Raw genomic sequence first — 24654 nt, 5'->3', positions numbered from 1 at the left:
GCGGATAAGCGAAGTGGAATGCCATTTCATATCCGTCTTTGTGTATTCACGATCGTGCTATGTGCCGTGCCGGATAGCGCTGGCGCATATCCGGCCTTCTGGAGCTGAGCTGCTATCAGGCATCAACTGCAAATATTTTATCGAGTTTGCTGTAGCCCAGTCCGTTGATTTTTTTGACCTTGATCTGTACCGGAATGCGTTCTTTCATCGCTTCAACGTGGCTGATGACACCAATGGTTTTGCCAGTGGCGTTGAGCGCATCGAGCGCATCCAGGGCGGTATCCAGCGTTTCGCTGTCCAACGTGCCGAAACCTTCGTCGAGGAACAGGGAGTCAATTCGCGTTTTGTGGCTGACCAGATCGGACAACGCCAGCGCCAGCGCCAGACTCACGAGGAAGCTCTCGCCGCCGGAAAGCGTACGCGTGTCACGCACGGCATCGGCCTGCCAGGTATCAACCACTTCCAGCTCCAGCGCTTCGCTGGCCTTGCGCTGCAACAGATAGCGACCGTGCAGACGGGTCAACTGGTTGTTGGCAAGCCAGACCAGATTATCCAGCGTCAGCCCCTGGGCAAACTTGCGGAATTTATCTCCCTCTTTCGAGCCGATCAGCGCGTTCAGATAGCCCCAGTCTTCGACCTGCTGTGCGACTTTCGCAATCTCCAGCATCAGCGCCTGCTGCTGCTGGCGGTTTTCACCATCCTGCTTGAGCTGCTGGCGAATTTCGCCCTGACGAGTGGTGTTCTCCCGTAGCTGCTGGGTGAGTTGCGCCAGCGCGTCGTGAAGATGTTGCACGGTGAGCGTGAGATCCACCCCGGTTGGTAGCTGTTGTTGATGAGTCGCCAGCGACTGCTGCGCCTGATTAAGCAGCGTTTGCGCCTGCTGTCGCTGGCCTTCCAGTGATTGCTTCAATTGTTCAAGACGGTTAAAGGTCTCTTCATCCAGCAGAGCGGCAACAAAGGCGTCGCGATCGGCAAAGATGCTGGCCTGCAATGCGGTATCAAACTGCGCCTGAATTTCTGCAGCGCGCTGAACCTCCTGCGCCTCCTGCTGCTGTAAGGTTTGCCACTGCCCCTGTAAAGAGAGGCAATCGTCGTGCACCTGCCGCCAGTTTTCCAGCGACAGATTCTCAATGTTTTCACAAAGCGCATCGGTTTCAGGCAGCGTTTCCAGCACCGGCGCAAGCTGGGCGATTCGGGCCTGTAATTCAGTCAGTTCGTTCTGGCGCTGCTGCCACATTTGCGCTTCGTTCGCCCGTTCGCTCAGCCATGAGGCGACTTCACCCTCGGCCGGAAGGGACAGACCATGACGGGCCAGCTCGGCGGTTAACGTTGCCTGACGCTGGTCAATATGCTGCTGGAGCTGAGTAATCTGCTCTGTGTGTGCGGTGATTTGCGCTTGCAGGGTATGACGCAGACTCAGCTGGTGAAGCTGCTGCTCGTACTCTTCCTGGGCGGCAACCCACGGGGCGATGTCATCCTGCGGTTGCAGCGTCACGTTGAGGCTGGCGGTGACGGTCTGCCACTCTTGAGTAAGTGCTTGCTCTTCCTGAGAAAGCGTTTGTACTTCGCGTTCATCGCGCTGAAGTTGCTGGGTTATCGCCTCAAGTTGACCGCGTAGCGTTGACCCCTCATCGGCCAGCGTTTTGACCTCTTTTTCCAGCGCTTCACGCCGTGTCTGATTCACACTCAGTTCGAGCGTTTGATAGCGCTCAATCGCCGGGTGCGTGGTGGAGCCGCAAAGTGGGCAAGGCATGCCGGATTGCAATAGTGCCCGCTGGCTTTCCAGATCTTTGATGCGGGCTTCCTGCTCGCAAATGATTCTCACATTGGCAAGCTGCTGATTTTTATCTTTATAGCGCTGACGCTTTTCTGTAAGCACCGCATTGCGCTGGGCCAGCTCCTGCTGACGCTGCACAAGCGTGGCGCGTAGCTGCGCCAGTTGCTTTTGCTTCGGGGCGATTTGCCCATGCAGATTACTCAGCCGCTGGCGTAACGGACGAAGCTGCACATGTTGCGCCAGCGCTTCCGTTACCTGTTGTGCCGAAAGGGTCAGCGTGGGAAGCGCCAGCGCATCGAGCTTGCGCGTGTCGTTCTCCCGCAACTGCTGCCACTGGCGCAGTTGGGCGCTGGCGTCGGACTGTTGGGCCAGCAGCGCTTTCCATCCTGCCAGTTCGCTACTCCACAAACGGAAGCGGTCATGTTCCTTCAACCAGTCGGTTAACGTTTGCTGTCCGGCGAGCATAGCGGCTGACTGCGTTTGTGCCTGCTGACGAATACGTCCGCGCAGCGCTAAGCTGCTTTGTAAGCGAGCATTCACTTCCTGAATCTTCTGCCGCGTACGGTCAATCGTAGCCGTTTGTTCCTGGATTCGCTCCCAGTGTGGGCGTAACGCTCTGGCCGGGAGTGCCAGACTCAGCGCCGCCAGTTGCGGCTGCGCGTCTTCCTGCGCCTGAAGTGCAGCCTGTAATGCCTGCTGGTGACGGTTTATCTCCACCTGTAGCTCATTTTGCCGCATGAGCCAGTTGAGGTGCTGCTGCTGGGCTTGTTGGCAGGTAAGATATTGTTTTTCTTCGTCAGTAAGTACCTGCAAACTTTCTGTCAGGGATTGCAGCTGTTCTGGCGTTAACAGCGCAACACCGCTGGCCTGGGCCTGCAATTTTTCCAGTTCCGTACGCGCTGATTTGTGCTTTTCAAATACCATGGCGGAGATTTGGCCGTAGATCTCAGTGCCGGTCAGCTCTTCCAGCAGCTCGGCGCGCTCTTTCGGTTTGGCATTGAGAAATGCGGCAAACTGCCCCTGAGACAGCAGCATCGAACGGGTAAAACGTCCGTAATCCAGCCCGGTAAGCTCGGCGGTCATCTCCAGCTTATCTTTGACCTTATCGGCGAGAATTTTACCGTCGGAGCAGCGGGCCAGCTCTACGCGAGGGACCTGCAGATTGCCCTCCGGCTGATTGCGCGCCCGGTTCTGGCTCCAGAATGCGCGGTAGGCTTCGCCCCGCACCTCAAACTCGACCTCGGCCAGACACTCCGCGGTGTCGCGGGTCATCAGGTCGTTTTGCGACTGTGACACGGTATTCAGGCGTGGCGTTTCGTGGTACAGCGCAAGGCAAATTGCGTCCAGCAGGGTCGTTTTCCCCGCACCCGTTGGCCCGGTGATGGCGAATAACCCGTTGCTGGCAAACGGTTCTGCCGTAAAATCGACTTTCCATTCTCCCTTCAGGGAGTTGAGGTTTTTCAGGCGCAGGCTGAGAATTTTCATGCTTCAGCCTCCCCGGCGAGCGTTTGTAAGGTTGCGCTAAACAGCTGGTTAAGCCGGTCACGCTGCGGTTCTTCGAGTTCTTCCAGCGCCAGGCGGCGGTCAAAAACCTCTGCCACGCTCAGCTCGCTTAACGTTTCACGTCGTTCATTGGCCATAATGCGTTCGCGTTGTTCCCGACTGCGGCGCACCAGTAGCACTTCTACCGGTAAATCTTCGGTTAAGGCCTGGATCTTACGTTGCATATCATGCAGGTAGTCGTCGGTGGTTATTTCAATATCCAGCCACACCGGTGGCTCTTGCTGCGCGCCGCGCCACTGCTCAAGCTGGGTAGTAATGGCGGCTAAATCGCCTTTCAGTACCGCAAGCTGCTGCGTAACCGGCACGGTGAGATTTTCAACGGCGCTGAGTTTCCCCGCGTCAAAGCTCACCAGATGTACACATTTGCTTTTGCCGCACTCGTCAAAACTGAGAGGAATCGGCGAGCCGCAGTAGCGAATATGTTCCGTGCCGCCGATAACCTGCGCCCGGTGAATATGTCCCAGCGCGATGTAGTCTGCCGGTGGGAAGTTTTGCGCCGGGAAGGCGTCCAGCGTACCGATATAAATGTCACGTACGGCGTCGCTTTTACTGGCACCGACGGTGGTCAAATGCCCGGTCGCAATGATGGGAAGATTGTGGTCGCCGCGCAGCGTGCAGGCATCCTGATACTGCTGCTGATAGTAGTCGGTGATTGCGCCCAGTAAATGCTGTTGTTTTTCTTGTCCTGTCAGCCCGGCCTGGCTGGTGATGATGTCGCGCGGACGTAAAAAAGGCACCGGACACAGGATCGCCCCCGGTGTACCGTCGCGTAGCGGCAGTATCTGCGGCCCATGGCCAGCGCTGGCAACCACCGTGGTGTTGAGAAACGCCAGAATATCGCGGGATTCATTGAGCGTGGCGACGGAGTCGTGGTTGCCTGCCAGCACCACCAGATGACAGCCGGTTTGCTGCAGATTGACGACAAAACGGTTATACAGCTCACGGGCATAGCTAGGCGGTGAGCCGGTATCGAAAATATCGCCTGCCACAATAATGGCATCCACCTGCTGGGATTGTGCCGTTTCCAGCAGCCAGTCGAGAAAGGCCTGATGCTCGGCGGCGCGGCTCTTGCTGTAGAAGTTTTGGCCCAGATGCCAGTCAGACGTGTGAAGGATGCGCATAAGAGTTCCATGACGATAAAACAATGGCGGGGATTATAACCCTTCACGAGTGGGAATATCTTGTCTCCGGGCTGTCATAATTCGCCGGGCTGCGTTAAACCTGGACTATCTTTTCATAAATCTGTCATAAAACTGACGCATAATGGCACTGTATTGATGGCAAACGATTTAATTACAAACAGGGCAAATCATGGCGAGACGTATTCTGGTCGTAGAAGATGAAGCTCCAATTCGTGAAATGGTCTGCTTCGTGCTCGAGCAAAACGGATTTCAACCCGTTGAAGCCGAAGACTATGACAGTGCTGTGAACCAACTTAATGAACCCTGGCCGGATCTCGTCCTGCTTGACTGGATGCTTCCAGGCGGCTCGGGTCTACAGTTTATTAAACATCTCAAGCGCGAAGCGATGACGCGGGATATCCCGGTGATGATGCTGACAGCGAGGGGGGAAGAGGAAGATCGCGTCCGAGGGCTGGAAACCGGCGCGGATGATTATATTACCAAGCCCTTTTCTCCCAAGGAACTGGTGGCGCGTATTAAAGCAGTTCTGCGTCGTATTTCACCGATGGCGGTGGAAGAGGTTATAGAAATGCAGGGGCTAAGCCTTGATCCCACCTCGCATCGCGTGATGACCGGCGAGGATCCGCTGGATATGGGGCCGACCGAATTCAAACTGTTGCACTTCTTTATGACTCATCCCGAGCGTGTCTACAGTCGCGAGCAACTCCTCAATCATGTCTGGGGAACCAATGTGTACGTGGAAGACCGGACAGTGGATGTGCACATCCGCCGCTTACGTAAGGCGCTGGAGCACAGCGGACACGATCGTATGGTGCAGACGGTTCGCGGGACGGGATATCGTTTTTCAACCCGCTTCTGACTGACAAGAATCAGGGCCTGAAGGATTAGGCCGTATAGGGAGTAAGACGTTTGCTAGAACGATTGTCATGGAAAAGGTTGGTACTGGAGCTGATCCTGTGCTGCATACCGGCATTTATCCTTAGCGCTTTTTTCGGTTACCTGCCCTGGTTTTTACTGGCGTCGGTAACGGGCCTGCTTATCTGGCATTTCTGGAATTTATTACGTTTGTCCTGGTGGCTATGGGTCGACAGAAGCATGACGCCGCCGCCGGGGCGAGGCAGTTGGGAGCCGTTGCTGTACGGGCTGCATCAAATGCAACTGCGCAACAAAAAGCGCCGTCGTGAACTGGGTAATCTGATTAAACGTTTTCGCAGCGGGGCGGAATCGCTACCCGACGCGGTGGTGCTGACCACTGAAGAAGGCGGTATCTTCTGGTGTAACGGACTGGCTCAGCAGGTTCTGGGACTGCGCTGGCCGGACGATAGCGGGCAAAATATTCTTAACCTGTTGCGCTACCCGGAATTTACACAATATCTGAAAACGCGCGATTTTAGCCGACCGATCAATCTGGTACTCAATACCGGACGGCATCTGGAAATTCGCGTGATGCCCTATACCGATAAGCAATTGCTGATGGTGGCGCGCGACGTTACCCAGATGCATCAACTGGAAGGTTCACGACGTAACTTTTTCGCCAACGCCAGCCATGAACTGCGTACGCCGCTGACGGTGTTACAAGGGTATCTGGAAATGATGCAGGAGCATCCGCTGGAAGGGACGACGCGTGAAAAAGCGCTGCATACCATGCGTGAACAAACGTATCGCATGGAAGGGCTGGTGAAACAGCTGCTGACGCTGTCAAAAATTGAGGCTGCGCCGACGCTACTGCTGAATGAGAAGGTCGATGTGCCCATGATGCTGCGCGTGCTCGAACACGAAGCGCAAACGCTGAGCCAGCAAAAACATACGTTTACCTTTGATGTTGATAACAGCCTGAACGTGCGGGGTAACGAGGAGCAGTTGCGTAGCGCTATCTCGAATCTCGTCTACAACGCGGTGAACCATACGCCAGCGGGAACGCACATTACCGTACGCTGGCAGCATGTGGCGTCGGGGGCGGAGTTTTGCGTGGAAGACAACGGTCCAGGCATTGCCGCCGAGCATATTCCACGATTAACCGAACGTTTTTATCGTGTGGATAAGGCGCGATCGCGGCAAACGGGCGGCAGCGGACTTGGTCTGGCCATCGTTAAGCATGCGCTGCATCATCACGACAGTCGCTTGAGTATCGAAAGCGAACCAGGCGTTGGGACGCGATTTAGTTTCGTGATCCCGGAACGTTTAATTGCCAAAATTAACGGTTAAGGCGCATTCGTAAGATAATCTTTCCAAAAGCCAGCGCAAGCTGGCTTTTTCTATGCGGTCAATATAACCATCCTGAATTTTACGACGTTTGGTTGTTTTTTGTTCGAACTATTACCCATACCTTTTTCTATGAAATGGTGTTTTGTGCTAACCCCATTTTTCATATCGCTATATTGTTCTGGTTTTTGGATCCCACCTTGCTTTAAAACGTTATAAGCGTTTAAATTGCGCTCCAGGTGCTGTCATACCGACTGCATTTACGCGGTAAATCGAAAAACTATTCTCCGCCGCGCCAGTCTGGGAGTGTTTCCCGCTGGAATTGAGCAAAAATGCCGCTGTATTGTCCCCCAGGGAAAGGCAAAAATTTATTATTTTCAACACCACATCCACAGGCAGTAAGACTTTATGACCCATCAGTTAAAATCGCGCGATATTATCGCTTTGGGATTTATGACATTTGCACTGTTCGTTGGTGCAGGTAACATCATCTTCCCCCCAATGGTTGGTTTGCAGGCAGGTGAACACGTCTGGACTGCGGCTTTTGGCTTTTTGATTACCGCCGTTGGCCTGCCGGTACTTACCGTTGTCGCGCTGGCGAAAGTCGGTGGTGGTGTGGACCGACTGAGCACGCCTATCGGTAAAGTCGCTGGTTTGCTGCTGGCGACCGTGTGCTACCTGGCTGTTGGACCGTTATTTGCTACGCCGCGTACCGCGACGGTCTCTTTCGAAGTCGGGATTGCACCGCTGACCGGTGACTCCGCTCTGCCACTGCTTATCTACAGCGTGGTCTATTTCGCGATTGTGATTCTGGTTTCGCTGTATCCGGGCAAACTGCTGGATACGGTTGGTAATTTCCTGGCCCCGCTGAAAATCCTGGCGCTGGTGGTCCTGTCTGTCGCCGCAATCGTCTGGCCAGCAGGCCCGATCAGCAATGCGATGGAAGCCTATCAAACTGCGGCGTTTTCTAATGGCTTCGTGAACGGATATCTGACCATGGATACGCTGGGCGCGATGGTATTTGGTATTGTTATCGTCAACGCCGCTCGCTCGCGTGGCGTTACTGAAGCGCGTCTGCTGACCCGTTATACCGTTTGGGCGGGTTTGATGGCGGGTGTGGGCTTAACGCTGCTGTATCTCGCGCTGTTCCGTCTGGGTTCAGATAGCGCAATTCTGGTCGATCAATCTGCTAACGGCGCGGCAATTCTGCATGCGTATGTTCAGCACACCTTTGGTGGCGCAGGGAGCTTCCTGCTGGCGGCGTTGATTTTCATCGCCTGTCTGGTCACCGCTGTTGGCCTGACCTGCGCGTGCGCAGAGTTCTTTGCCCAGTACGTTCCACTGTCTTATCGTACGCTGGTATTTATCCTCGGCGGCTTCTCGATGGTGGTCTCTAACCTGGGTCTGAGCCATCTGATTCAGATCTCTATTCCGGTGCTGACGGCTATCTATCCGCCATGTATCGCACTGGTTGTATTAAGTTTTACCCGCTCATGGTGGCATAATTCTTCCCGCGTCATTGCACCTGCGATGTTTATCAGCCTGATTTTTGGTATCCTTGATGGCATTAAAGCTTCTGCAATTGGCGACGTGTTACCGGCCTGGACCCAGCGTTTACCGCTGGCGGAGCAGGGGCTGGCGTGGTTGATGCCAACAGTCGTGATGGTGGTCCTGGCAGTTATCTGGGATCGTGCAGCGGGTCGACAAGTGACCTCCAGCGCACACTAATATCACTGACAATAAGTTTTAACCACGGGGCTATTAACATGGCCCCGTGGTTTTTTATTGTGTTAACAGGTTAGGAATCGATGGAAAGTAATAACAAGCTAAAGCGTGGGCTGAGCACCCGGCACATTCGCTTTATGGCATTAGGTTCAGCAATTGGTACCGGGCTGTTCTACGGCTCGGCCGATGCCATCAAAATGGCGGGGCCAAGCGTGTTGCTGGCCTATATTATCGGCGGCGTAGCGGCGTATATCATTATGCGCGCGCTGGGCGAAATGTCCGTTCATAACCCTGCAGCCAGCTCCTTCTCGCGCTATGCGCAGGAAAACCTCGGACCGCTGGCAGGCTACATAACCGGCTGGACCTACTGTTTTGAAATCCTGATTGTCGCCATTGCCGATGTGACTGCCTTTGGTATTTACATGGGCGTCTGGTTCCCGGCCGTACCACACTGGATTTGGGTACTCAGCGTGGTATTGATTATCTGCGCCATCAATCTGATGAGCGTGAAGGTGTTTGGCGAGCTGGAATTTTGGTTCTCGTTCTTTAAAGTCGCCACCATTATCATCATGATTGTCGCCGGTTTTGGCATCATCATTTGGGGGATTGGTAACGGCGGACAGCCTACCGGTATCCATAATCTGTGGAGCAACGGCGGTTTCTTCAGCAACGGCTGGCTCGGCATGGTGATGTCGCTACAAATGGTGATGTTCGCCTACGGCGGGATTGAGATTATTGGGATTACCGCTGGCGAAGCCAAAGACCCGGAAAAATCTATTCCGCGCGCCATCAATTCCGTACCGATGCGTATCCTCGTGTTTTACGTGGGGACGCTGTTCGTCATCATGTCTATTTACCCGTGGAACCAGGTCGGCACTGACGGTAGCCCGTTCGTTCTGACGTTCCAGCATATGGGGATTACCTTTGCTGCCGGGATCCTCAACTTCGTAGTCCTGACCGCGTCGCTGTCGGCCATCAACTCTGACGTCTTTGGCGTGGGGCGTATGCTGCACGGTATGGCGGAGCAGGGCAGCGCGCCGAAAATGTTCGCCAAGACGTCGCGTCGTGGCGTGCCATGGGTGACGGTGATGGTGATGACCATCGCGCTGCTGTTTGCGGTGTATCTTAACTACATCATGCCGGAAAACGTCTTCCTGGTGATAGCCTCTCTGGCGACCTTCGCAACGGTATGGGTGTGGATTATGATCCTGCTGTCACAAATTGCCTTCCGTCGTCGTCTGCCGCCGGAAGAGGTTAAGGCGCTGAAATTTAAAGTGCCGGGTGGGGTTGTGACGACCGTCATTGGCCTGATTTTCCTGGTCTTTATCATCGCGCTTATCGGCTATCATCCGGATACCCGCATTTCGCTATACGTCGGCTTTGCGTGGATTATCCTGCTGCTTGCCGGCTGGGTTTTCAAGCGCCGTCGCGAGCGCCAACTGGCTGAAGCGCAGTAATATTTTTGCCGGGTAGCTTAATGTTACCCGGCAATTTTCTCCTCCCCCACACTCCTCCCCCAATAAACGTTAAGATGATGAGTGATCCTGCACTTCGCTATGGCAAGGTGACGTCATTATCATCAAAGGGGATACGTGATGTTGAACGCCTGGCACCTTCCGGTTGCCCCATTTGTTAAGCAAAACAAAGATCAACTGACGATTACATTATGGCTGGCGGGGGAAAATCCACCCCAGCGGGTGACGCTACGCGCAGAAAACGATAACGAAGAGATTTCGCTGGGTATGCACAAGCAACGCAGCCAGCCGCAACCGGGCGTGACCGCGTGGAGAGCGGCGATCGATCTCTCCAGCGGACAGCCTCGTCGACGCTATAGTTTTAAATTACTTTGGCTCGATCGTCAGCTGTGGTTCACCCCGCAGGGATTCAGCCGTTTTCCGCCTGCGCGTCTGGAGCAGTTTGCTGTTGATGTGCCGGATAACGGTCCGCAGTGGGTCGCCGATCAGATTTTTTACCAAATTTTCCCGGACCGTTTTGCCCGCAGCCAGTCGCGTGAAGCGACTCAGGATAACGTCTATTACCACCACGCTGCCGGACACGATATTGTGCGGCGCGAGTGGGATGAACCGCTTACGGCCCAGGCCGGTGGCTCCACGTTTTATGGCGGCGATTTGGACGGCATCAGCGAAAAGCTGCCGTATCTGAAAACGTTAGGCGTCACGGCGCTGTACCTGAATCCGGTATTTACCGCGCCGAGCGTGCATAAATACGATACCGAAGATTACCGTCATGTTGATCCGCAGTTTGGCGGCGACAGGGCGCTGCTGCGCCTGCGTCACACCACCCAACAGCTGGGGATGCGCCTGATTCTCGACGGTGTTTTTAACCATAGCGGCGATTCACACGCCTGGTTTGACCGACATAATCGGGGAACGGATGGCGCGTGCCATAATCCGCAATCCCCCTGGCGCGACTGGTATCATTTCTCAGCCGACGGCGTCGCGCTCGACTGGCTGGGGTATTCCAGCCTGCCCAAACTGGACTTTGCCTCTGAAAGCCTGGTGAATGAAATTTATCGCGGCGAAGACAGTATCGTTCGCCACTGGCTGAAAGCGCCGTGGAGTATGGACGGCTGGCGTCTTGACGTGGTGCATATGCTGGGAGAGGCCGGTGGTGCGCACAACAACCTGCAGCACGTGGCCGGAATTACGCAGGCGGCGAAAGAGACCCAGTCAGAGGCGTATGTGGTGGGCGAGCATTTTGGCGACGCGCGCCAATGGTTGCAGGCCGACGCGGAAGATGCCGCCATGAACTATCGCGGTTTTACCTTCCCGATATGGGGATTTCTCGCCAATACCGATATCTCATACGATCCGCAATTCATTGACGCCCAGACCTGTATGGCGTGGATGGATAACTATCGCGCGGGTTTGTCACATCAGCAGCAGTTGCGGATGTTCAACCAGCTCGACAGCCACGATACCGCCCGTTTTAAATCTCTGCTCGGTAAAGACGTCGCACGTTTACCATTGGCGGTGGTGTGGCTGTTTACCTGGCCTGGCGTGCCCTGTATTTACTACGGTGACGAAGTGGGACTGGATGGGAACAACGATCCGTTTTGTCGCAAACCATTCCCGTGGCAGCCTGAAAAACAGGACGCTAACCTGCTGGCGTTGTATCAGCGGCTGGCAACATTACGCCACCAGAGCCAGGCGCTGCGCCATGGTGGTTGTCAGGTGATTTACGCCGAGGATAACGTGGTGGTGTTTGTACGCGTGCTAAACCGCCAGCGCGTATTGGTGGCGATTAACCGTGGCCACGCTTGTGAAGTGGTCCTGCCAGCCTCGCCATTACTGAGCGTCAGTCAATGGCAGCACCAGGAGGGCAAAGGCGTGCTTGCCGAGGATATCCTGACGCTGCCGGCGATTTCCGCCTCGGTGTGGATGGGTCATTGATATAAGCGCGTAACATCCTGGCTTGCCAGCAGCGTTTCCCGCCACCAGCGCTGCGCTAATCCATCGCGGTTATTGCGCCAGGCCATATAGGCCACGTCTTTTTGGCGAAATGAGATGACCGTTTTTTCCACCAGCTCGCCCGTGGCAAGCCACGGGTTAGCAATATGGCGGGGGAGAAATCCGCAGCCCAAGCCGGCCCGCAGTAGCATCACCTTACTGTGGAAATCATCAACGCGAATCTGCGCCTGCTCCTCCATCAGATTGGTTTGTAACGGATGACAAAAGCGGGCGCTGTCGCTAATAACAATCGCCCGGTGCAGGCACAACTGTTCGTTAGTCAGGCCATCCGGTGCTGCGGCCAGCGGATGCTCAGGCGCAACGACAAACACATTGTCCAGCGTGCCAAGCATTTTGTAGGACCAGGCCGCTGACGTAGGCGGTTCATTAATCGCCCCCAAAATAATATCTGCTCCATTATGCGTCAGCTCCTCCCAGGAGCCCGCCAGCGTATGGTGGGTGAAGTTAAGGCGGGTTTGCTTATTCAGCGCGTGAAATTCATCGATAATGGGCAACAGCGAGGCGAAAGGGAAGGAGTCGTCCAGCGCAATCGCCAGCTCTTTTTCCCAGCCTGAACTCAGCTGCACCGCCTGCTTTTCGAGATCTTTTGCCGCACTCAGTAGCAAACGTCCCTTTTCCAGCATCATCTGACCGGTGTCGGTAAATTTTGCCCGGTGACCGGAACGGTCAAGCAACTCGATATTCAAATCACTTTCCAGCTTTTGAATCATATAGCTGAGTGCTGCAGGGGTTTTAAACAGCGATTCCGCCGCCGCGGCAAATGAACCCTGTTTATCGAGTGCGTCGAGAATTAGCAAAACATCCAGATTGATGCGCATAAGCAGAAAATATCCTGAAAATTAAACCCCTCTGTTGTACCGAATGGAGAAAAACAATGCCAGTGAATAAATTAGATGAGTCATGCGCATTTTTTTGATGTTGTTTAGGATATATCGCAACACAAAATTAATAGTTTCACTGGATGGTAAGTTTTCTTTAATAACTCGTTAGAAATTTCCCGCTATACTCAACAAGCTTTCTGATTCAGGATCCTGCTGCTGACGGCAGATACAGACCGTTGCCTTTTAACTTATTGATTAAGAAGGTGTGCTATGTCTATTCGGGAACTGATTGACCCTCAAAACTCAACGCTTATTTTTATTGATCATCAGCCGCAAATGTCATTTGGTGTGGCGAATATTGACCGCCAGACTTTGAAAAATAATACCGTGGCATTAGCGAAGGCCGGGAAAATATTCAATGTTCCGGTGATTTATACTTCTGTGGAAACGAAAAGTTTTAGCGGTTATATCTGGCCGGAATTGTTAGCGGTTCATCCTGATGTTAAACCAATTGAACGCACCTCGATGAACTCCTGGGAAGATGCGGCGTTTGTGAAAGCCGTGGAAGCGACCGGGCGTAAAAAATTGATTATCTCCGCGCTGTGGACCGAAGTATGCCTAACTTTCCCGGCGCTGATGGCGCTGGAAGCGGGTTACGAAGTTTATGTGGTAACTGACACTTCCGGCGGCACATCCGTGGATGCCCATGAGCGTTCTATCGACCGCATGGTACAGGCGGGTGCCGTACCAGTGACCTGGCAACAGGTTCTTCTCGAGTACCAGCGCGACTGGTCCCGCAAAGAAACCTACGACGCCGTCATGGATCTGGTACGTGAGCACAGCGGCGCCTACGGTATGGGCGTGGATTACGCCTACACCATGGTGCATGGCGCGCCGGAACGTAAAGCCTAAATACACCTCATCCTTCATGTTGCCTCTTTGTGGGCTTCGTTTGCGAACCCCGGTCACTAACTTTTGTCAGCCTCCGGGGATACACAATCTTGCCGTTTCGATGCGCCATGAATGATTTTGTGTATTGCTTCCGTGGCCTAAGCGGGCCTGTTTCCTCTCCACAAGGAACCCTTTATGGCGCAGAACAAACATGTGACGTTGGTGATTTCCCACACCCTGCTGCCTGAACAAGCGCAGCGGTATGAGCAGTGGCTGGGGAAAATCATGCCGGTGGCGGCCGAGTTTCCCGGTCATCTGGGGGCGAATGTGATTCGTCCTGCAGATGGCAACAATCTGTGGAACATCATTATCCGCTTCGACACGCTTGAGCATCTGTATAACTGGACCCAGTCCGATACGCGCCGCGTGCTGGTCGAAGAGATTGCCCCGCTGCTGGCGGAGGGGGATAAAACCGAAATCCGAACCGAAGCGGCGTTCTGGTTTACGCCGCCCGCGCCCCATGTACGTCAGCCCAGGCGCTGGAAACAGTTTCTGATAACCCTGCTGGTGATTTTTCCCAGCACCAATCTGGTGCCGTGGTTGACCGGCATTGTGCTGCCTGCCATGAAGGGCTCGTTACTCCTGCATCTGATCAATGATGCCTGTGTGGTTGCGCTGGTGGTCTGGTTCTGGATGCCCATCGTAACCCGTCTGTTTGCCGGATGGCTGAAAAAAGCCTGACCGGTTTCTCAGGAGATTGTTATGTCTCAAACTGCCACACTGATTCTGACTCACGGAAAAATTCATACTCTCGAAAGACAAAACCCGCAGGTCGAGGCGGTGGCGATCGCCAATGGTAAGATCCTGGCGACCGGTAGCCACGATCGCATCATGAGTTTTGCCACCGACGGGACGCAGGTTGTCGATCTGCAGGGACATACGGTGATCCCGGGCCTGAACGATTCGCACCTGCACCTCATTCGCGGCGGTCTGAATTACAACCTGGAATTGCGTTGGGAAGGCGTACCGTCGCTGGCGGACGCGCTGCGCATGCTCAAAGAGCAGGCTGACAGAACGCCATCGCCGCAATGGGTGCGCGTGGTGGGCGGCTGGAGCGAATTCCAGTTTGCCGAACGTCGCATGCCAACCCTCGAAGAACTGAATGAAGCTGCCCCGGATACCCCAGTTTTTGTTCTGCACCTCTACGACAGAGCTTTGCTGAACCGTGCCGCACTGAAAGCAGTCGGCTACACCAAGGCGACGCCGGACCCGGCGGGTGGTGAGATTGTGCGTGATAGCAACGGTAACCCAACTGGGATGCTGATCGCCAAACCCAATGCCATGATCCTTTATTCGACGCTGGCAAAAGGACCAAAACTGCCGCTGGAAATGCAGGTCAACTCGACCCGGCAGTTTATGCGCGAGCTGAACCGTCTCGGGCTGACCAGCGCCATCGATGCAGGCGGTGGTTTTCAGAACTACCCGGAAGATTACGAGATAATTGAGCAGTTACACGCCAACAAACAGATGACGGTGCGCATCGCCTACAACTTGTTTACCCAGCGTCCGCAGCAGGAACTGGAAGACTTTGAACGCTGGACCGATATGCTCAAACCAGGGCAGGGGACCGACTTCTACCGTGCCAATGGGGCAGGGGAAATGCTGGTCTTCTCGGCCGCGGATTTTGAAGACTTCCTCCAGCCACGCCCGGATCTGCCGGAAGGTATGGAAGATGAGCTGGAGCGCGTGGTGCGCCACCTCGTGGAGCACCGCTGGCCGTTCCGGCTGCACGCCACCTACGATGAATCCATCAGCCGTATGCTCGACGTATTCGAGAAGGTGAATCGCGATATCCCGTTCAATGGCCTGCACTGGTTCTTCGATCACGCTGAAACGATTACCGAACGGAATATCGAGCGCGTAAAAGCGCTGGGGGGCGGGATCGCTGTTCAGCACCGTATGGCGTTTCAGGGCGAATATTTTGTCGATCGCTACGGCAAAGATGCGGTCAAACATACCCCGCCGGTGGCGAAAATGCTGGCGGCTGAAGTTCCGGTAGGGCTGGGGACTGATGCCACCCGCGTGGCCAGCTACAACCCGTGGACAGCGCTCTACTGGCTGGTTTCGGGCCGTACTGTGGGAGGGATGGCGATGTACGATGATAACAATCGCCTGCCACGCGATGTGGCGCTGGAACTGTGGACGGCCGGTAGCGCCTGGTTCTCCAGCGAACAGGGTAAGAAAGGGCGCATCGAGAAAGACCAACTGGCCGACCTGGTGGTGCTGTCTAAAGATTACTTCAGTGTGCCGGAAGAGGAGATCAAAGGCATAGAGTCGGTAATGACCATTGTCGATGGCAAAGTGGTGTATGCTGCCGGGCATTTCACTCCGCTGGCGCCGCCGGCCATCCCGGTTGTACCTGACTGGTCGCCGGTGGTAAAAGTGCCGGGGCACTATCGCTCAGCGCCGCCTGCTGCGGCGAAAATTGGCGCACTGGTGCAGATGCACCAGTGCTGCGGCAGCTGCGGCGTACACGGCCATCAGCATGATATAGCGCGTAAATCGGCAATTCCGGTGTCAGATGACCGGGCTTTCTGGGGCGCGCTTGGCTGCTCCTGCTTCGCGTTTTAATCCCTCATCACAGCCCCTGGCCAAACGCAGGGGCTGATTGTCTATTCTGAAAAGCGGTTCATCGTGTTAACCGATATGGCGCAACTGCAACAATTTGTGTCATTCTGGTCTGTCTTTATACAGTGAAGGTGGAAACATGGATGAGCTGCTAACCCTTGGCTGCATTGTATTATTCTTCGCGCTGGTAGTGGTTCCTGGCCTCGCGATCGTGGCATTCAGACGCAGTGCGGCTGTACGTTCTGAGCTGATGGTCTTGCGCCGTCGGGTAGAGGAGCTGGAGCTGCGCGGTGTGGCGCAGACCAGCGCCGTTGAGCCAACGGCAGCAAAAGAAATTGTTCCTGCCGATGCGTCAACGGCTGCGATGAGCAGCGTATCGCCGGAGCCTGTAACTGAGCCGCCGCCTGAGCCCGTTAACCCGTGGGCTTCACAGCCGAAGCCGGATAATGCGGCGGTATCTACGCCCGACGTCGAGCGGCCTTCTGCTTTTGGCGGGGTAATGTCATCGCTGGTGCGCTGGTTTATGCAGGGTAACCCGTTGGCAAAGCTCGGTATTTTGCTCCTGTTTTTGGGGCTTTCTTTCCTGCTGCGTTATACGGTCGAACATTCTCTGTTTCCGCTGGAGCTGCGTCTGGTGGCGGCCGCGCTGTTCGCTATTGTGCTGTTGGCGTTGGGCTGGCGGTTGCGGCATAAGCAACCGATTTATGCGCTGATATTACAGGGCGGAGCTACCGGAGCACTCTATCTCACCGTGTTTGGCGCGTTCCGGCTGTGGCAAATGCTGCCAATGACGCTGGCATTTGCGCTGCTGGTGGTGATTTGTGCGGCGAGTGTGGGGCTGGCTATTCTGCAAAAGGCGCTCAGCCTGGCGATGCTGGCAAGTCTTGGCGGTTATCTCGCGCCGCTGTTGCTTTCCACCGGCGGTGGCAGTCATGTCGCGCTCTTCTCATTCTATCTTCTGCTCTCGGTCGGCATTCTCGCCATCAGCATCTGGCAGCACTGGCGGGAGCTTAATCTGCTTGGCCTGCTGTTCACCTTCGGCGTTGGCGGGGTATGGGGCCTGGAGGACTATCGACCAGAGTATTACCTGAGTTGCCAACTGTTCCTGATCGCCAACACGATTATTTTTGGCGTGCTGAGCGTGGCGTTGTCGCTCCGGGCGCAGGAAAAAGGCAAACAGATTATTGACGGCGTACTGCTGTTTGCCCCACCGCTGATCGGTTTTGGAATGCAGTATGCCATTACCCGGCATATGGCTTATGGTCCGGCGCTTAGTGCGCTGGGCTACGGTGGTTTCTATCTGGTGTTAGCAAAGTTTGCGTTGCGCCGTTCCTTTTCTCTGGGGAGACCTTTGGTATTGTCCGCCCTGGCGCTCGGTGGTGCGTTTACCACGCTTGCTATCCCGTTGGCGCTTTCAGCCCGTTGGACGGCGATGGCCTGGTCGCTGGAGGGGCTTGGGATCCTCTGGCTGGGCGTGCAACAACAGCAACGACGCATGAGTTATAGCGGTACGGCGCTGCTCGTGCTGGCCGTGGGCAGCGCGCTATGGGCGCTGGCGAACGGAACAACCGCGCTCTCAGTCATGCTGATTTTTGCCGTGCTCAGCCTCAGTTGGCTGGTTGCTGCATGGCTATGGCGCAACATTTGGATGCCGGGCAGTTGGGCGCTACTCGCTGGTGGTTTGGTTTTCTGGATTGTTGCGCTCGTTGCGGCATCGCAACTCGTTCTGAAACAGGAGCGGTGGGTACTGTCTGGCGTGCTGGCATTAATGGCGGTATCGAGCTGGGGCTGGCGAAGTATTGCGGGTCGCCTGGCGTGGCGGGAACTGGATGCCAGTAAATGGCTGCTGTGGCCGATGATGCTGGTGATGCTGATCTATCAGATCTCTGTACAGCAGATTTTTGCGGCGGGCTGGCCGAATCTGGCCTGGTGCGCGGCGCTAATTGTTGCGGTAGCGCTGCTCTGGCGTGATGCACAAATATTACCGCCAATGCTTTCCAGACTGGCGCATTTATCGTTCTTCTGGATGATTTTACTGGCGCTCGCGGTTGAGCTGTTCTGGTTCGCGCAGGGGCTGCCGTGGGGAAGGGCCGCGTGGGGTAGCGGCCTGATGATGGCTGCTGGCGGGCTGCTTATTTTCCTGATTTATCAGTCTGTTCATCGACAAATCTGGCCGTTTCGCATCTGGCCGGCCCTCTATTCTGTTCAGGCGATGGTTCCCGTTGTGCTGGTGCTGGTCAGTCTGCTCGTGCTGACGAATTTACAAGATGGCGTGGTTTATCGTCAGACTTATCTGCCGTTGCTCAACCCGCTGGAAGAGGGCGCAGCTTTTGCCCTGCTGGGCCTGGTGGTGTTTTATCGCGCGTCTGAACGCTATTTCCCGGCGCAGCTTTCGGTATGTCGCCCATGGCCGGTTGTGGCGCTGATGGCGCTCAGCTTTTGGTGGCTCAATGGTGTGCTGCTGCGCGCATTGTCCTGGTATGGCGAGGTTGCGTGGCGTGTAGACACACTATGGGATTCACGGCTGATTCAAACCTGTTTTGCTCTGTTCTGGATGCTGGCGGCATTGGTGGTGATGCTGCGGGCGACCCGGCGCCGCTCGCGTCGGGAATGGCTGTGTGGCGCGGTATTGTTGGGGATAGTCATTGTGAAACTGATGCTGGTGGACAGCGCAGGAGGCGGCGGCCTGGCGCGCGCGGTTGCGTTTATCGGCGTGGCCATTCTGGTGTTGATTATCGGGTATTTTTCACCATTACTGCCCAAAGCTGGAGAAGAAAAATGAAATGGATGAAAGCGGTGTTATGCAGCGTACTGCTGGGCGCGACAGGCGCGGCGGTAAGCAGCGATGAAGTGAAAGAGTCTCCCGCGGACTACGTAACGGGGGTGACGCTGGAAACTACGGGCACATCACCGTGGTATCGTGTTTCGCTACCTCCGGCGGTGTATCCGGGTACCGCCTGGGCGGATTTGCGCGATGTCCGGGTCTTTAACCATCTGGGGGAGACGGTGCCGTTTACTCTGGTGGCGCAGAAAACCCAGCCCGTTACGCCAGAGGCAGTGGCGCTGCGTTTTTTCCCGCTTGATATGTCACCGGTTGCGCCGCGTGAGGAGGGGCAACGAGGCGGAGACGCTATTGTTTTACGCTCGAAGAGCGGCATTGAAATTCATTTGCAAAGTGATGATGTCAAAGCGCTCGGCCAGAGCTATTTACTGACGCTCCCGGAAGAGACGAAAGATGCCTTTTCACTGGCGCAGTTACGCCTGAACTGGGACTCGCAGGCGGGCAACTGGCAGGGGAAAGCCTCGGTTTATGCAAGCAGTGATTTGCGCTACTGGCGACCCGTGCAGGAAGATGCGCCGTTAATGGATCTGACGCGTGATAACGATCGCCTGAAAATGGACACCATCAGCGCCAGCCTCACGCTCTCTGTGGAGGCGACTCGCTACCTGCTTGTGATCCTCGACTCGCAAAGTCCGGCGCTGACGTTAAACAGCGTGAGCGCGATAGCGGCCAGCAGCGAGCCGGAATCCGAGCGTATCGTGATTGAAGCCCAGGGGAATAAGGTTTCGGATGACGAAGCCGTCTGGCGATGGGCGCAGCCCCAGCCGCTGACCTCGCTTCGCATCGATCTGGAAAGTGAAGGTGTTTTACCGGTGGAACTGGCCTGGCGCAGCGCTGAAAAAGAGCCTTGGCAGCCGCTGACAAAAACCATGCTTTACAATCTGGACTGGAGGAGTTCGGAAGATATTCGTCTTTCCGGTCAGTTGGTTGAGGCCGTCCGGATGACGACCATTAACGCCCGGTTGCCAGAGAGGCTGCCTGAGTTGAGCGGCATGCGCGACAGTTATCAACTGGTGTTTAATACGCAGGGCAAAGGGCCTTATATGCTGGCGTGGGGAAACCGGGCGGCGAAAAAGGCAGATGTTGGTCTCGATATGCTGATCCCGGCGTCGCTGCGTAAATCGCAGGAGATAGATTATCTACCGTGGGCGACTCTTCAGGAGAGCGTGGCGCTTGGTGGTGAAGCGCGATTGACGGCAACGTCAGTAGCTGAGCAACAAAGCCAGTGGAAAACGTTGTTGGTGTGGGGGGCGTTAATTCTTGGGGTCGCCGTACTGGCGCTTATGGCGTGGCGAATCTGGCGTGAAGTGAAAAAGGATAATCCGACATAGACCAATAAAAAAGGCCCGCATTTGCGGGCCTCTTACGATTCATGCCAATTACAGGCTGGAAACGTTCTCGGTCAGGTATTTTGCTACGCCGTCCGGAGACGCGTTCATACCTTCTTTACCTTTTTCCCACTGTGCCGGGCAAACGTCGCCGTGCTCTTCGTGGAACTGCAGCGCGTCAACCATGCGCAGCATTTCGTCGATGTTACGACCCAGCGGCAGATCGTTAACCACCTGGTGGCGAACAACGCCGTTAGCGTCGATCAGGAAAGAACCGCGCAGAGCAACGCCCGCTTCCGGGTGCTCGATGCCGTAGGCTTTCTGGATTTCGCGTTTGATGTCAGCAACCATTGCGTATTTCACTGCACCGATGCCGCCTTTGTCGACAGGGGTGTTACGCCATGCGTTGTGGACAAATTCAGAGTCGAAGGAAACGCCAACAACTTCCACGCCGCGCTTCTGGAATTCTTCGTAACGTTTGTCGAAAGCGATCAGTTCAGACGGGCAAACGAAGGTGAAGTCCATCGGCCAGAAGAACAGAACGGTAGTTTTACCGTTGGTATGCTGTTTGAAGTTGAAGTTTTCAACGATCTCACCGCTACCCAGTACCGCAGCTGCTGTGAAATCCGGAGCCTGACGAGTTACCAGTACCATATAATTCTCCTGCAATGTTAAGGGGTTTTTGGAACGCAACGCGGGCCAGTATAGAGAGTGTTCGCGAATAAGACAAAGAGGCGCTGGCAATCAATGAGACAGGTTTTGTCTATCAATCTTTTACCGGATGGCGGCTACTGCTTATCCGGCGGCTAATACGGGCTGTAATCAAAGGGTTTTACGCTGCGCCTGTTCCATCATTTGCGGATAAAACTGCCAGAATCGTTCCTCTAACGCATCGTAATGCGTATCCAGGTCATACCATGAGTCACGCAGGGCATCGAGTCGTGGGCGGCGGCTGGCCATGCCATTCAGGACGTTCTGGATAAAATCCATGTCCCGATAGCGCTCAAGCCATTTCTCTGACCATATATAGTTGTTTAAATTGATAAAGCGCGGTGGCGATTCAGGCAAAATAGTGGTCACCTGGGTGCGTGCATAGCGGACAAAGTCCGCCAGCGGGAAGTCGGGGGATATTTCCGACCAGTGGCGCGACAGAAAATGATCCCACATTACGTCCAGCGTAATCGGCGCGACACGGCGCGTTTCGCTGCGAAACCACTCTTTGGCTTCACGCACCTGCGGCAGGTTATCGGTCATCACGTCGATACGACGGTGCATGAAGATGCCTTCCACCACGTCAGGCGAATAGTGCGTTTCCGGATTGCCCCGGACAAAGTCGGCCAACAAATTGCCGGAAAGCGAGCTGTCGGCAAGGTGAGCCAGATGCAAATGTGCAAGAAAATTCATATCCACTTCATCCTTCAAACTGCCTCTTTGTTGGCTGCCTTCACTCACCCCAGTCACTTACTTGAGTAAGCTCCCGGGGACTCATTCAGTTGCCGCCTCGATGCATCTTGAATGATTTTGTGTATAGATTATGTCTTTTAACTTGAGGGGTAAAGGTTGCAGGGAGGACGCCCCGGCACTAGACTACCCGCCTCTTATTTTAGTCTGAGTCAGTGTCATGCGCGTTACCGATTTCACCTTTGAACTACCCGAATCCCTGATTGCCCACTATCCGCAAGCTGAGCGCAGTAGTTGCCGCTTGCTGTCTTTGGACGGGCCGACGGGCGCGCTGACGCACGGTACTTTCACCGATTTGCTCGATAAGCTCAACCCTGGCGATTTGCTGGTCTTTAACAACACCCGCGTTATTCCGGCGCGTCTGTTTGGCCGTAAAGCCAGCGGCGGCAAGATCGAGGTGCTGGTCGAGCGTATGTTGGATGACAAACGTATTCTGGCGCATATTCGCGCCTCGAAAGCGCCAAAGCCGGGGGCCGAGCTGCTGCTGGGCGACGACGAAAGTATTAAAGCAACGATGGTGGCACGCCATGACGCGCTGTTTGAAGTCGAGTTTAACGACGAGCGCAGCGTGCTGGATATCCTTAACGCCATCGGCCATATGCCGCTGCCACCGTATATTGACCGTCCGGATGAAGATGCCGATCGCGAGCTGTATCAGACCGTGTATAGCGAAAAACCGGGTGCGGTCGCCGCGCCGACTGCGGGTCTGCACTTTGACGATCCGCTGCTGGCTAAGCTGCGCGATAAAGGCATTGAAATGGCGTTCGTCACGCTGCACGTGGGCGCGGGGACTTTCCAGCCGGTGCGCGTAGACACCATCGAAGATCACATCATGCACTCCGAATATGCGGAAGTGCCGCAGGATGTCGTTGATGCTGTGCTGGCGGCGAAAGCGCGCGGCAACCGCGTGATTGCGGTGGGCACCACCTCCGTACGTTCACTGGAAAGCGCGGCACAGGCGGCCAAAAACGACCTTATCGAGCCGTTTTTCGGCGATACGCAAATATTCATTTATCCTGGCTATAAATATCAGGTGATTGATGCCCTGGTAACCAACTTCCACCTGCCGGAATCAACGCTGATCATGCTGGTTTCCGCGTTTGCTGGTTATAAAAACACCATGCACGCCTATCATGAAGCGGTAAAAGCGGAATATCGCTTTTTTAGTTACGGTGATGCGATGTTTATCACGTACAATCCGCAGGCTATTTCTGAGCGTGTCGGGGAATAAATCCGCGATATGAGTATTTAAAACGTCGGACTGTTTTTCTGACGCAGGAGTTAAGATGAAATTTGAACTGGATACCACAGATGGTCGCGCTCGCCGCGGCCGCCTGGTTTTTGATCGTGGCGTAGTAGAAACACCTGCTTTTATGCCGGTCGGTACTTACGGTACTGTGAAAGGCATGACGCCGGAAGAAGTTGAAGCAACTGGCGCGCAGATTATCCTCGGTAACACCTTCCACCTGTGGCTGCGCCCGGGACAGGAAATCATGAAACTGCATGGCGATCTGCACGATTTTATGCAGTGGAAAGGGCCAATCCTCACCGATTCCGGCGGCTTCCAGGTTTTCAGCCTGGGTGATATCCGTAAGATTACCGAGCAGGGCGTGCATTTCCGTAACCCGATCAACGGCGATCCGATTTTCCTCGATCCCGAGAAATCAATGGAGATTCAATACGATCTCGGTTCCGATATCGTCATGATCTTCGACGAATGTACACCGTATCCGGCCGACTGGGACTATGCTAAACGCTCGATGGAGATGTCTCTGCGTTGGGCGAAGCGCAGTCGGGATCGTTTTGATAGCCTCGGCAACAAAAATGCGCTTTTTGGCATCATTCAGGGCAGTGTTTACGAAGATTTACGTGATATCTCCGTTAAAGGTCTGGTAGACATCGGTTTTGATGGCTACGCTGTCGGCGGTTTGGCTGTCGGTGAGCCGAAGGAAGATATGCACCGCATCCTGGAGCATGTATGCCCACAGATTCCGGCAGATAAACCTCGTTACCTGATGGGCGTCGGCAAACCAGAAGATCTGGTTGAAGGCGTACGTCGCGGTATCGATATGTTTGACTGCGTGATGCCAACGCGAAATGCCCGTAATGGTCATTTGTTTGTGACTGACGGCGTGGTAAAAATTCGTAACGCGAAACATAAAAGCGACACCAGTCCGCTCGATGCTGAGTGTGATTGCTACACCTGTCGCAATTATTCGCGCGCTTACTTGCATCATCTCGACCGTTGCAACGAAATATTGGGCGCGCGACTCAACACGATTCATAACCTTCGCTACTACCAGCGTTTGATGGCGGGTTTACGCAAGGCTATTGAAGAGGGTAAATTAGAGAGCTTCGTGACCGATTTTTACCAACGTCAGGGTAGACCAGTTCCACCTGTGAACGTTGATTAATTTTAATAATGAGGGAATTTGAATGAGCTTTTTTATTTCTGATGCGGTAGCGGCAACAGGTGCTCCGGCGCAGGGCAGCCCGATGTCTCTGATTCTGATGCTGGTGGTGTTTGGTCTGATTTTCTACTTCATGATCCTGCGCCCGCAGCAAAAGCGCACCAAAGAACACAAAAATCTGATGAACTCCATTGCGAAAGGCGATGAAGTGCTGACTAACGGTGGTCTAGTGGGTCGCGTGACCAAAGTAGCAGAATCTGGCTACATCGCTATCGCGCTGAACGACACCACTGAAGTGGTTATTAAACGTGATTTCGTAGCTGCCGTTCTGCCGAAAGGCACCATGAAGGCGCTGTAATTTATTGTTTTCCC

18 protein-coding genes are annotated in these 24654 nt (G+C 54.8%); 13 read left to right on the top strand and 5 right to left on the bottom strand.

The window, feature by feature from the left end; genetic code table 11:
- Positions 1–115 precede the first annotated feature (115 nt).
- Both sbcC and sbcD read right to left on the bottom strand, forming a co-directional pair.
- Positions 116–3262: an exonuclease subunit SbcC gene (gene sbcC, locus HV302_RS18720; protein WP_181626407.1), complete on the bottom strand. Its 3147-nt coding sequence runs from the start codon at positions 3260–3262 to the stop codon at positions 116–118.
- On the bottom strand, positions 3259–4461 hold the full coding sequence (sbcD, locus tag HV302_RS18715) for an exonuclease subunit SbcD (RefSeq protein ID WP_181626406.1): 1203 nt from the start codon (positions 4459–4461) through the stop codon (positions 3259–3261). Before sbcD ends, sbcC begins: the two co-directional genes overlap by 4 nt.
- A 190-nt stretch (positions 4462–4651) precedes the next feature.
- On the opposite strand from sbcD, the gene phoB reads away from it, so the two are divergent.
- The 5 genes from phoB (at position 4652) to malZ (ending at position 11822) form a co-directional block, all read left to right on the top strand.
- A complete protein-coding gene (gene phoB, locus HV302_RS18710; RefSeq protein WP_003021496.1) occupies positions 4652–5341 on the top strand; it encodes a phosphate response regulator transcription factor PhoB in 690 nt (229 codons plus the stop codon).
- A 50-nt stretch (positions 5342–5391) separates the two neighbouring features.
- Positions 5392–6687 carry a phosphate regulon sensor histidine kinase PhoR gene (gene phoR, locus HV302_RS18705; RefSeq protein WP_029139432.1) on the top strand — a complete coding sequence of 432 codons (1296 nt, stop codon included), beginning with the start codon at positions 5392–5394 and terminating at the stop codon, positions 6685–6687.
- 405 nt (positions 6688–7092) lie between these two features.
- Positions 7093–8412, top strand: a complete 1320-nt coding sequence (brnQ, locus tag HV302_RS18695) for a branched-chain amino acid transporter carrier protein BrnQ (protein WP_016152017.1) — start codon at positions 7093–7095, stop codon at positions 8410–8412.
- A gap of 80 nt (positions 8413–8492) precedes the next feature.
- Positions 8493–9866, top strand: coding sequence for a proline-specific permease ProY (gene proY, locus HV302_RS18690; protein ID WP_016152018.1), 1374 nt, complete (start codon positions 8493–8495; stop codon positions 9864–9866).
- 138 nt (positions 9867–10004) lie between these two features.
- The gene (malZ, locus tag HV302_RS18685; protein WP_181626405.1) at positions 10005–11822 is read left to right on the top strand and encodes a maltodextrin glucosidase; all 1818 of its coding nucleotides are present in this window, start codon (positions 10005–10007) and stop codon (positions 11820–11822) included.
- Here the strand turns inward: malZ and HV302_RS18680 are convergent.
- Entirely contained in the window at positions 11816–12718 is a 903-nt protein-coding gene (locus HV302_RS18680; protein ID WP_049042268.1) for a LysR family transcriptional regulator, read from the bottom strand. The genes malZ and HV302_RS18680 overlap by 7 nt on opposite strands.
- 273 nt (positions 12719–12991) lie before the next feature.
- Between HV302_RS18680 and HV302_RS18675 the strand changes: the two genes are divergently transcribed.
- The 5 genes from HV302_RS18675 (at position 12992) to HV302_RS18655 (ending at position 20413) form a co-directional block, all read left to right on the top strand.
- Positions 12992–13633 carry a hydrolase gene (locus tag HV302_RS18675; protein ID WP_003021513.1) on the top strand — a complete coding sequence of 214 codons (642 nt, stop codon included), beginning with the start codon at positions 12992–12994 and terminating at the stop codon, positions 13631–13633.
- 174 nt (positions 13634–13807) lie between these two features.
- Positions 13808–14353: an antibiotic biosynthesis monooxygenase gene (locus tag HV302_RS18670; protein ID WP_016152022.1), complete on the top strand. Its 546-nt coding sequence runs from the start codon at positions 13808–13810 to the stop codon at positions 14351–14353.
- A gap of 21 nt (positions 14354–14374) precedes the next feature.
- A complete protein-coding gene (locus HV302_RS18665; protein ID WP_181626404.1) occupies positions 14375–16243 on the top strand; it encodes an amidohydrolase in 1869 nt (622 codons plus the stop codon).
- Positions 16244–16379: 136 nt separating this feature from the next.
- The gene (locus HV302_RS18660) at positions 16380–19022 is read left to right on the top strand and encodes a DUF2339 domain-containing protein (RefSeq protein WP_181626403.1); all 2643 of its coding nucleotides are present in this window, start codon (positions 16380–16382) and stop codon (positions 19020–19022) included.
- Positions 19019–20413, top strand: a complete 1395-nt coding sequence (locus HV302_RS18655; protein ID WP_181626402.1) for a DUF3999 domain-containing protein — start codon at positions 19019–19021, stop codon at positions 20411–20413. Before HV302_RS18660 ends, HV302_RS18655 begins: the two co-directional genes overlap by 4 nt.
- A 48-nt stretch (positions 20414–20461) precedes the next feature.
- Here HV302_RS18655 and HV302_RS18650 read toward each other — a convergent pair whose 3' ends face one another.
- Entirely contained in the window at positions 20462–21064 is a 603-nt protein-coding gene (locus tag HV302_RS18650; protein WP_003021524.1) for a peroxiredoxin, read from the bottom strand.
- Between the two features lie 168 nt (positions 21065–21232).
- Positions 21233–21814 carry an ACP phosphodiesterase gene (gene acpH, locus HV302_RS18645; RefSeq protein ID WP_016152027.1) on the bottom strand — a complete coding sequence of 194 codons (582 nt, stop codon included), beginning with the start codon at positions 21812–21814 and terminating at the stop codon, positions 21233–21235.
- A 217-nt stretch (positions 21815–22031) separates the two neighbouring features.
- On the opposite strand from acpH, the gene queA reads away from it, so the two are divergent.
- The 3 genes from queA to yajC are packed head-to-tail and all read left to right on the top strand — an operon-like array spanning position 22032 to position 24640.
- Positions 22032–23102 (top strand): tRNA preQ1(34) S-adenosylmethionine ribosyltransferase-isomerase QueA, encoded by a 1071-nt coding sequence (queA, locus tag HV302_RS18640; RefSeq protein ID WP_003021529.1) that lies wholly within the window; start codon positions 22032–22034, stop codon positions 23100–23102.
- Between the two features lie 55 nt (positions 23103–23157).
- A complete protein-coding gene (gene tgt, locus HV302_RS18635; RefSeq protein WP_003021535.1) occupies positions 23158–24285 on the top strand; it encodes a tRNA guanosine(34) transglycosylase Tgt in 1128 nt (375 codons plus the stop codon).
- A 22-nt stretch (positions 24286–24307) separates the two neighbouring features.
- Complete coding sequence (yajC, locus tag HV302_RS18630) at positions 24308–24640, top strand: preprotein translocase subunit YajC (protein ID WP_003021544.1); 333 nt, start codon at positions 24308–24310, stop codon at positions 24638–24640.
- The last annotated feature ends 14 nt before the right edge of the window (positions 24641–24654 follow it).

The sequence above is a fragment of the Citrobacter sp. RHBSTW-00859 genome (genome assembly GCF_013729795.1).
Taxonomy (GTDB): Bacteria; Pseudomonadota; Gammaproteobacteria; order Enterobacterales; family Enterobacteriaceae; genus Citrobacter; species Citrobacter braakii.
This window is presented reverse-complemented; position numbering and strand designations above follow the sequence as displayed.

Coding starts and splice junctions, on each gene's coding strand:
- malZ (WP_181626405.1), top strand. CDS start 10,005: ATGTTGAACGCCTGGCACCTTCCGGTTGCCCCATTTGTTAAGCAAAAC.
- brnQ (WP_016152017.1), top strand. CDS start 7,093: ATGACCCATCAGTTAAAATCGCGCGATATTATCGCTTTGGGATTTATG.
- HV302_RS18680 (WP_049042268.1), bottom strand. CDS start 12,718: ATGCGCATCAATCTGGATGTTTTGCTAATTCTCGACGCACTCGATAAA.
- queA (WP_003021529.1), top strand. CDS start 22,032: ATGCGCGTTACCGATTTCACCTTTGAACTACCCGAATCCCTGATTGCC.
- yajC (WP_003021544.1), top strand. CDS start 24,308: ATGAGCTTTTTTATTTCTGATGCGGTAGCGGCAACAGGTGCTCCGGCG.
- HV302_RS18665 (WP_181626404.1), top strand. CDS start 14,375: ATGTCTCAAACTGCCACACTGATTCTGACTCACGGAAAAATTCATACT.
- HV302_RS18675 (WP_003021513.1), top strand. CDS start 12,992: ATGTCTATTCGGGAACTGATTGACCCTCAAAACTCAACGCTTATTTTT.
- sbcC (WP_181626407.1), bottom strand. CDS start 3,262: ATGAAAATTCTCAGCCTGCGCCTGAAAAACCTCAACTCCCTGAAGGGA.
- HV302_RS18650 (WP_003021524.1), bottom strand. CDS start 21,064: ATGGTACTGGTAACTCGTCAGGCTCCGGATTTCACAGCAGCTGCGGTA.
- proY (WP_016152018.1), top strand. CDS start 8,493: ATGGAAAGTAATAACAAGCTAAAGCGTGGGCTGAGCACCCGGCACATT.
- acpH (WP_016152027.1), bottom strand. CDS start 21,814: ATGAATTTTCTTGCACATTTGCATCTGGCTCACCTTGCCGACAGCTCG.
- HV302_RS18670 (WP_016152022.1), top strand. CDS start 13,808: ATGGCGCAGAACAAACATGTGACGTTGGTGATTTCCCACACCCTGCTG.
- HV302_RS18655 (WP_181626402.1), top strand. CDS start 19,019: ATGAAATGGATGAAAGCGGTGTTATGCAGCGTACTGCTGGGCGCGACA.
- phoB (WP_003021496.1), top strand. CDS start 4,652: ATGGCGAGACGTATTCTGGTCGTAGAAGATGAAGCTCCAATTCGTGAA.
- tgt (WP_003021535.1), top strand. CDS start 23,158: ATGAAATTTGAACTGGATACCACAGATGGTCGCGCTCGCCGCGGCCGC.
- HV302_RS18660 (WP_181626403.1), top strand. CDS start 16,380: ATGGATGAGCTGCTAACCCTTGGCTGCATTGTATTATTCTTCGCGCTG.
- sbcD (WP_181626406.1), bottom strand. CDS start 4,461: ATGCGCATCCTTCACACGTCTGACTGGCATCTGGGCCAAAACTTCTAC.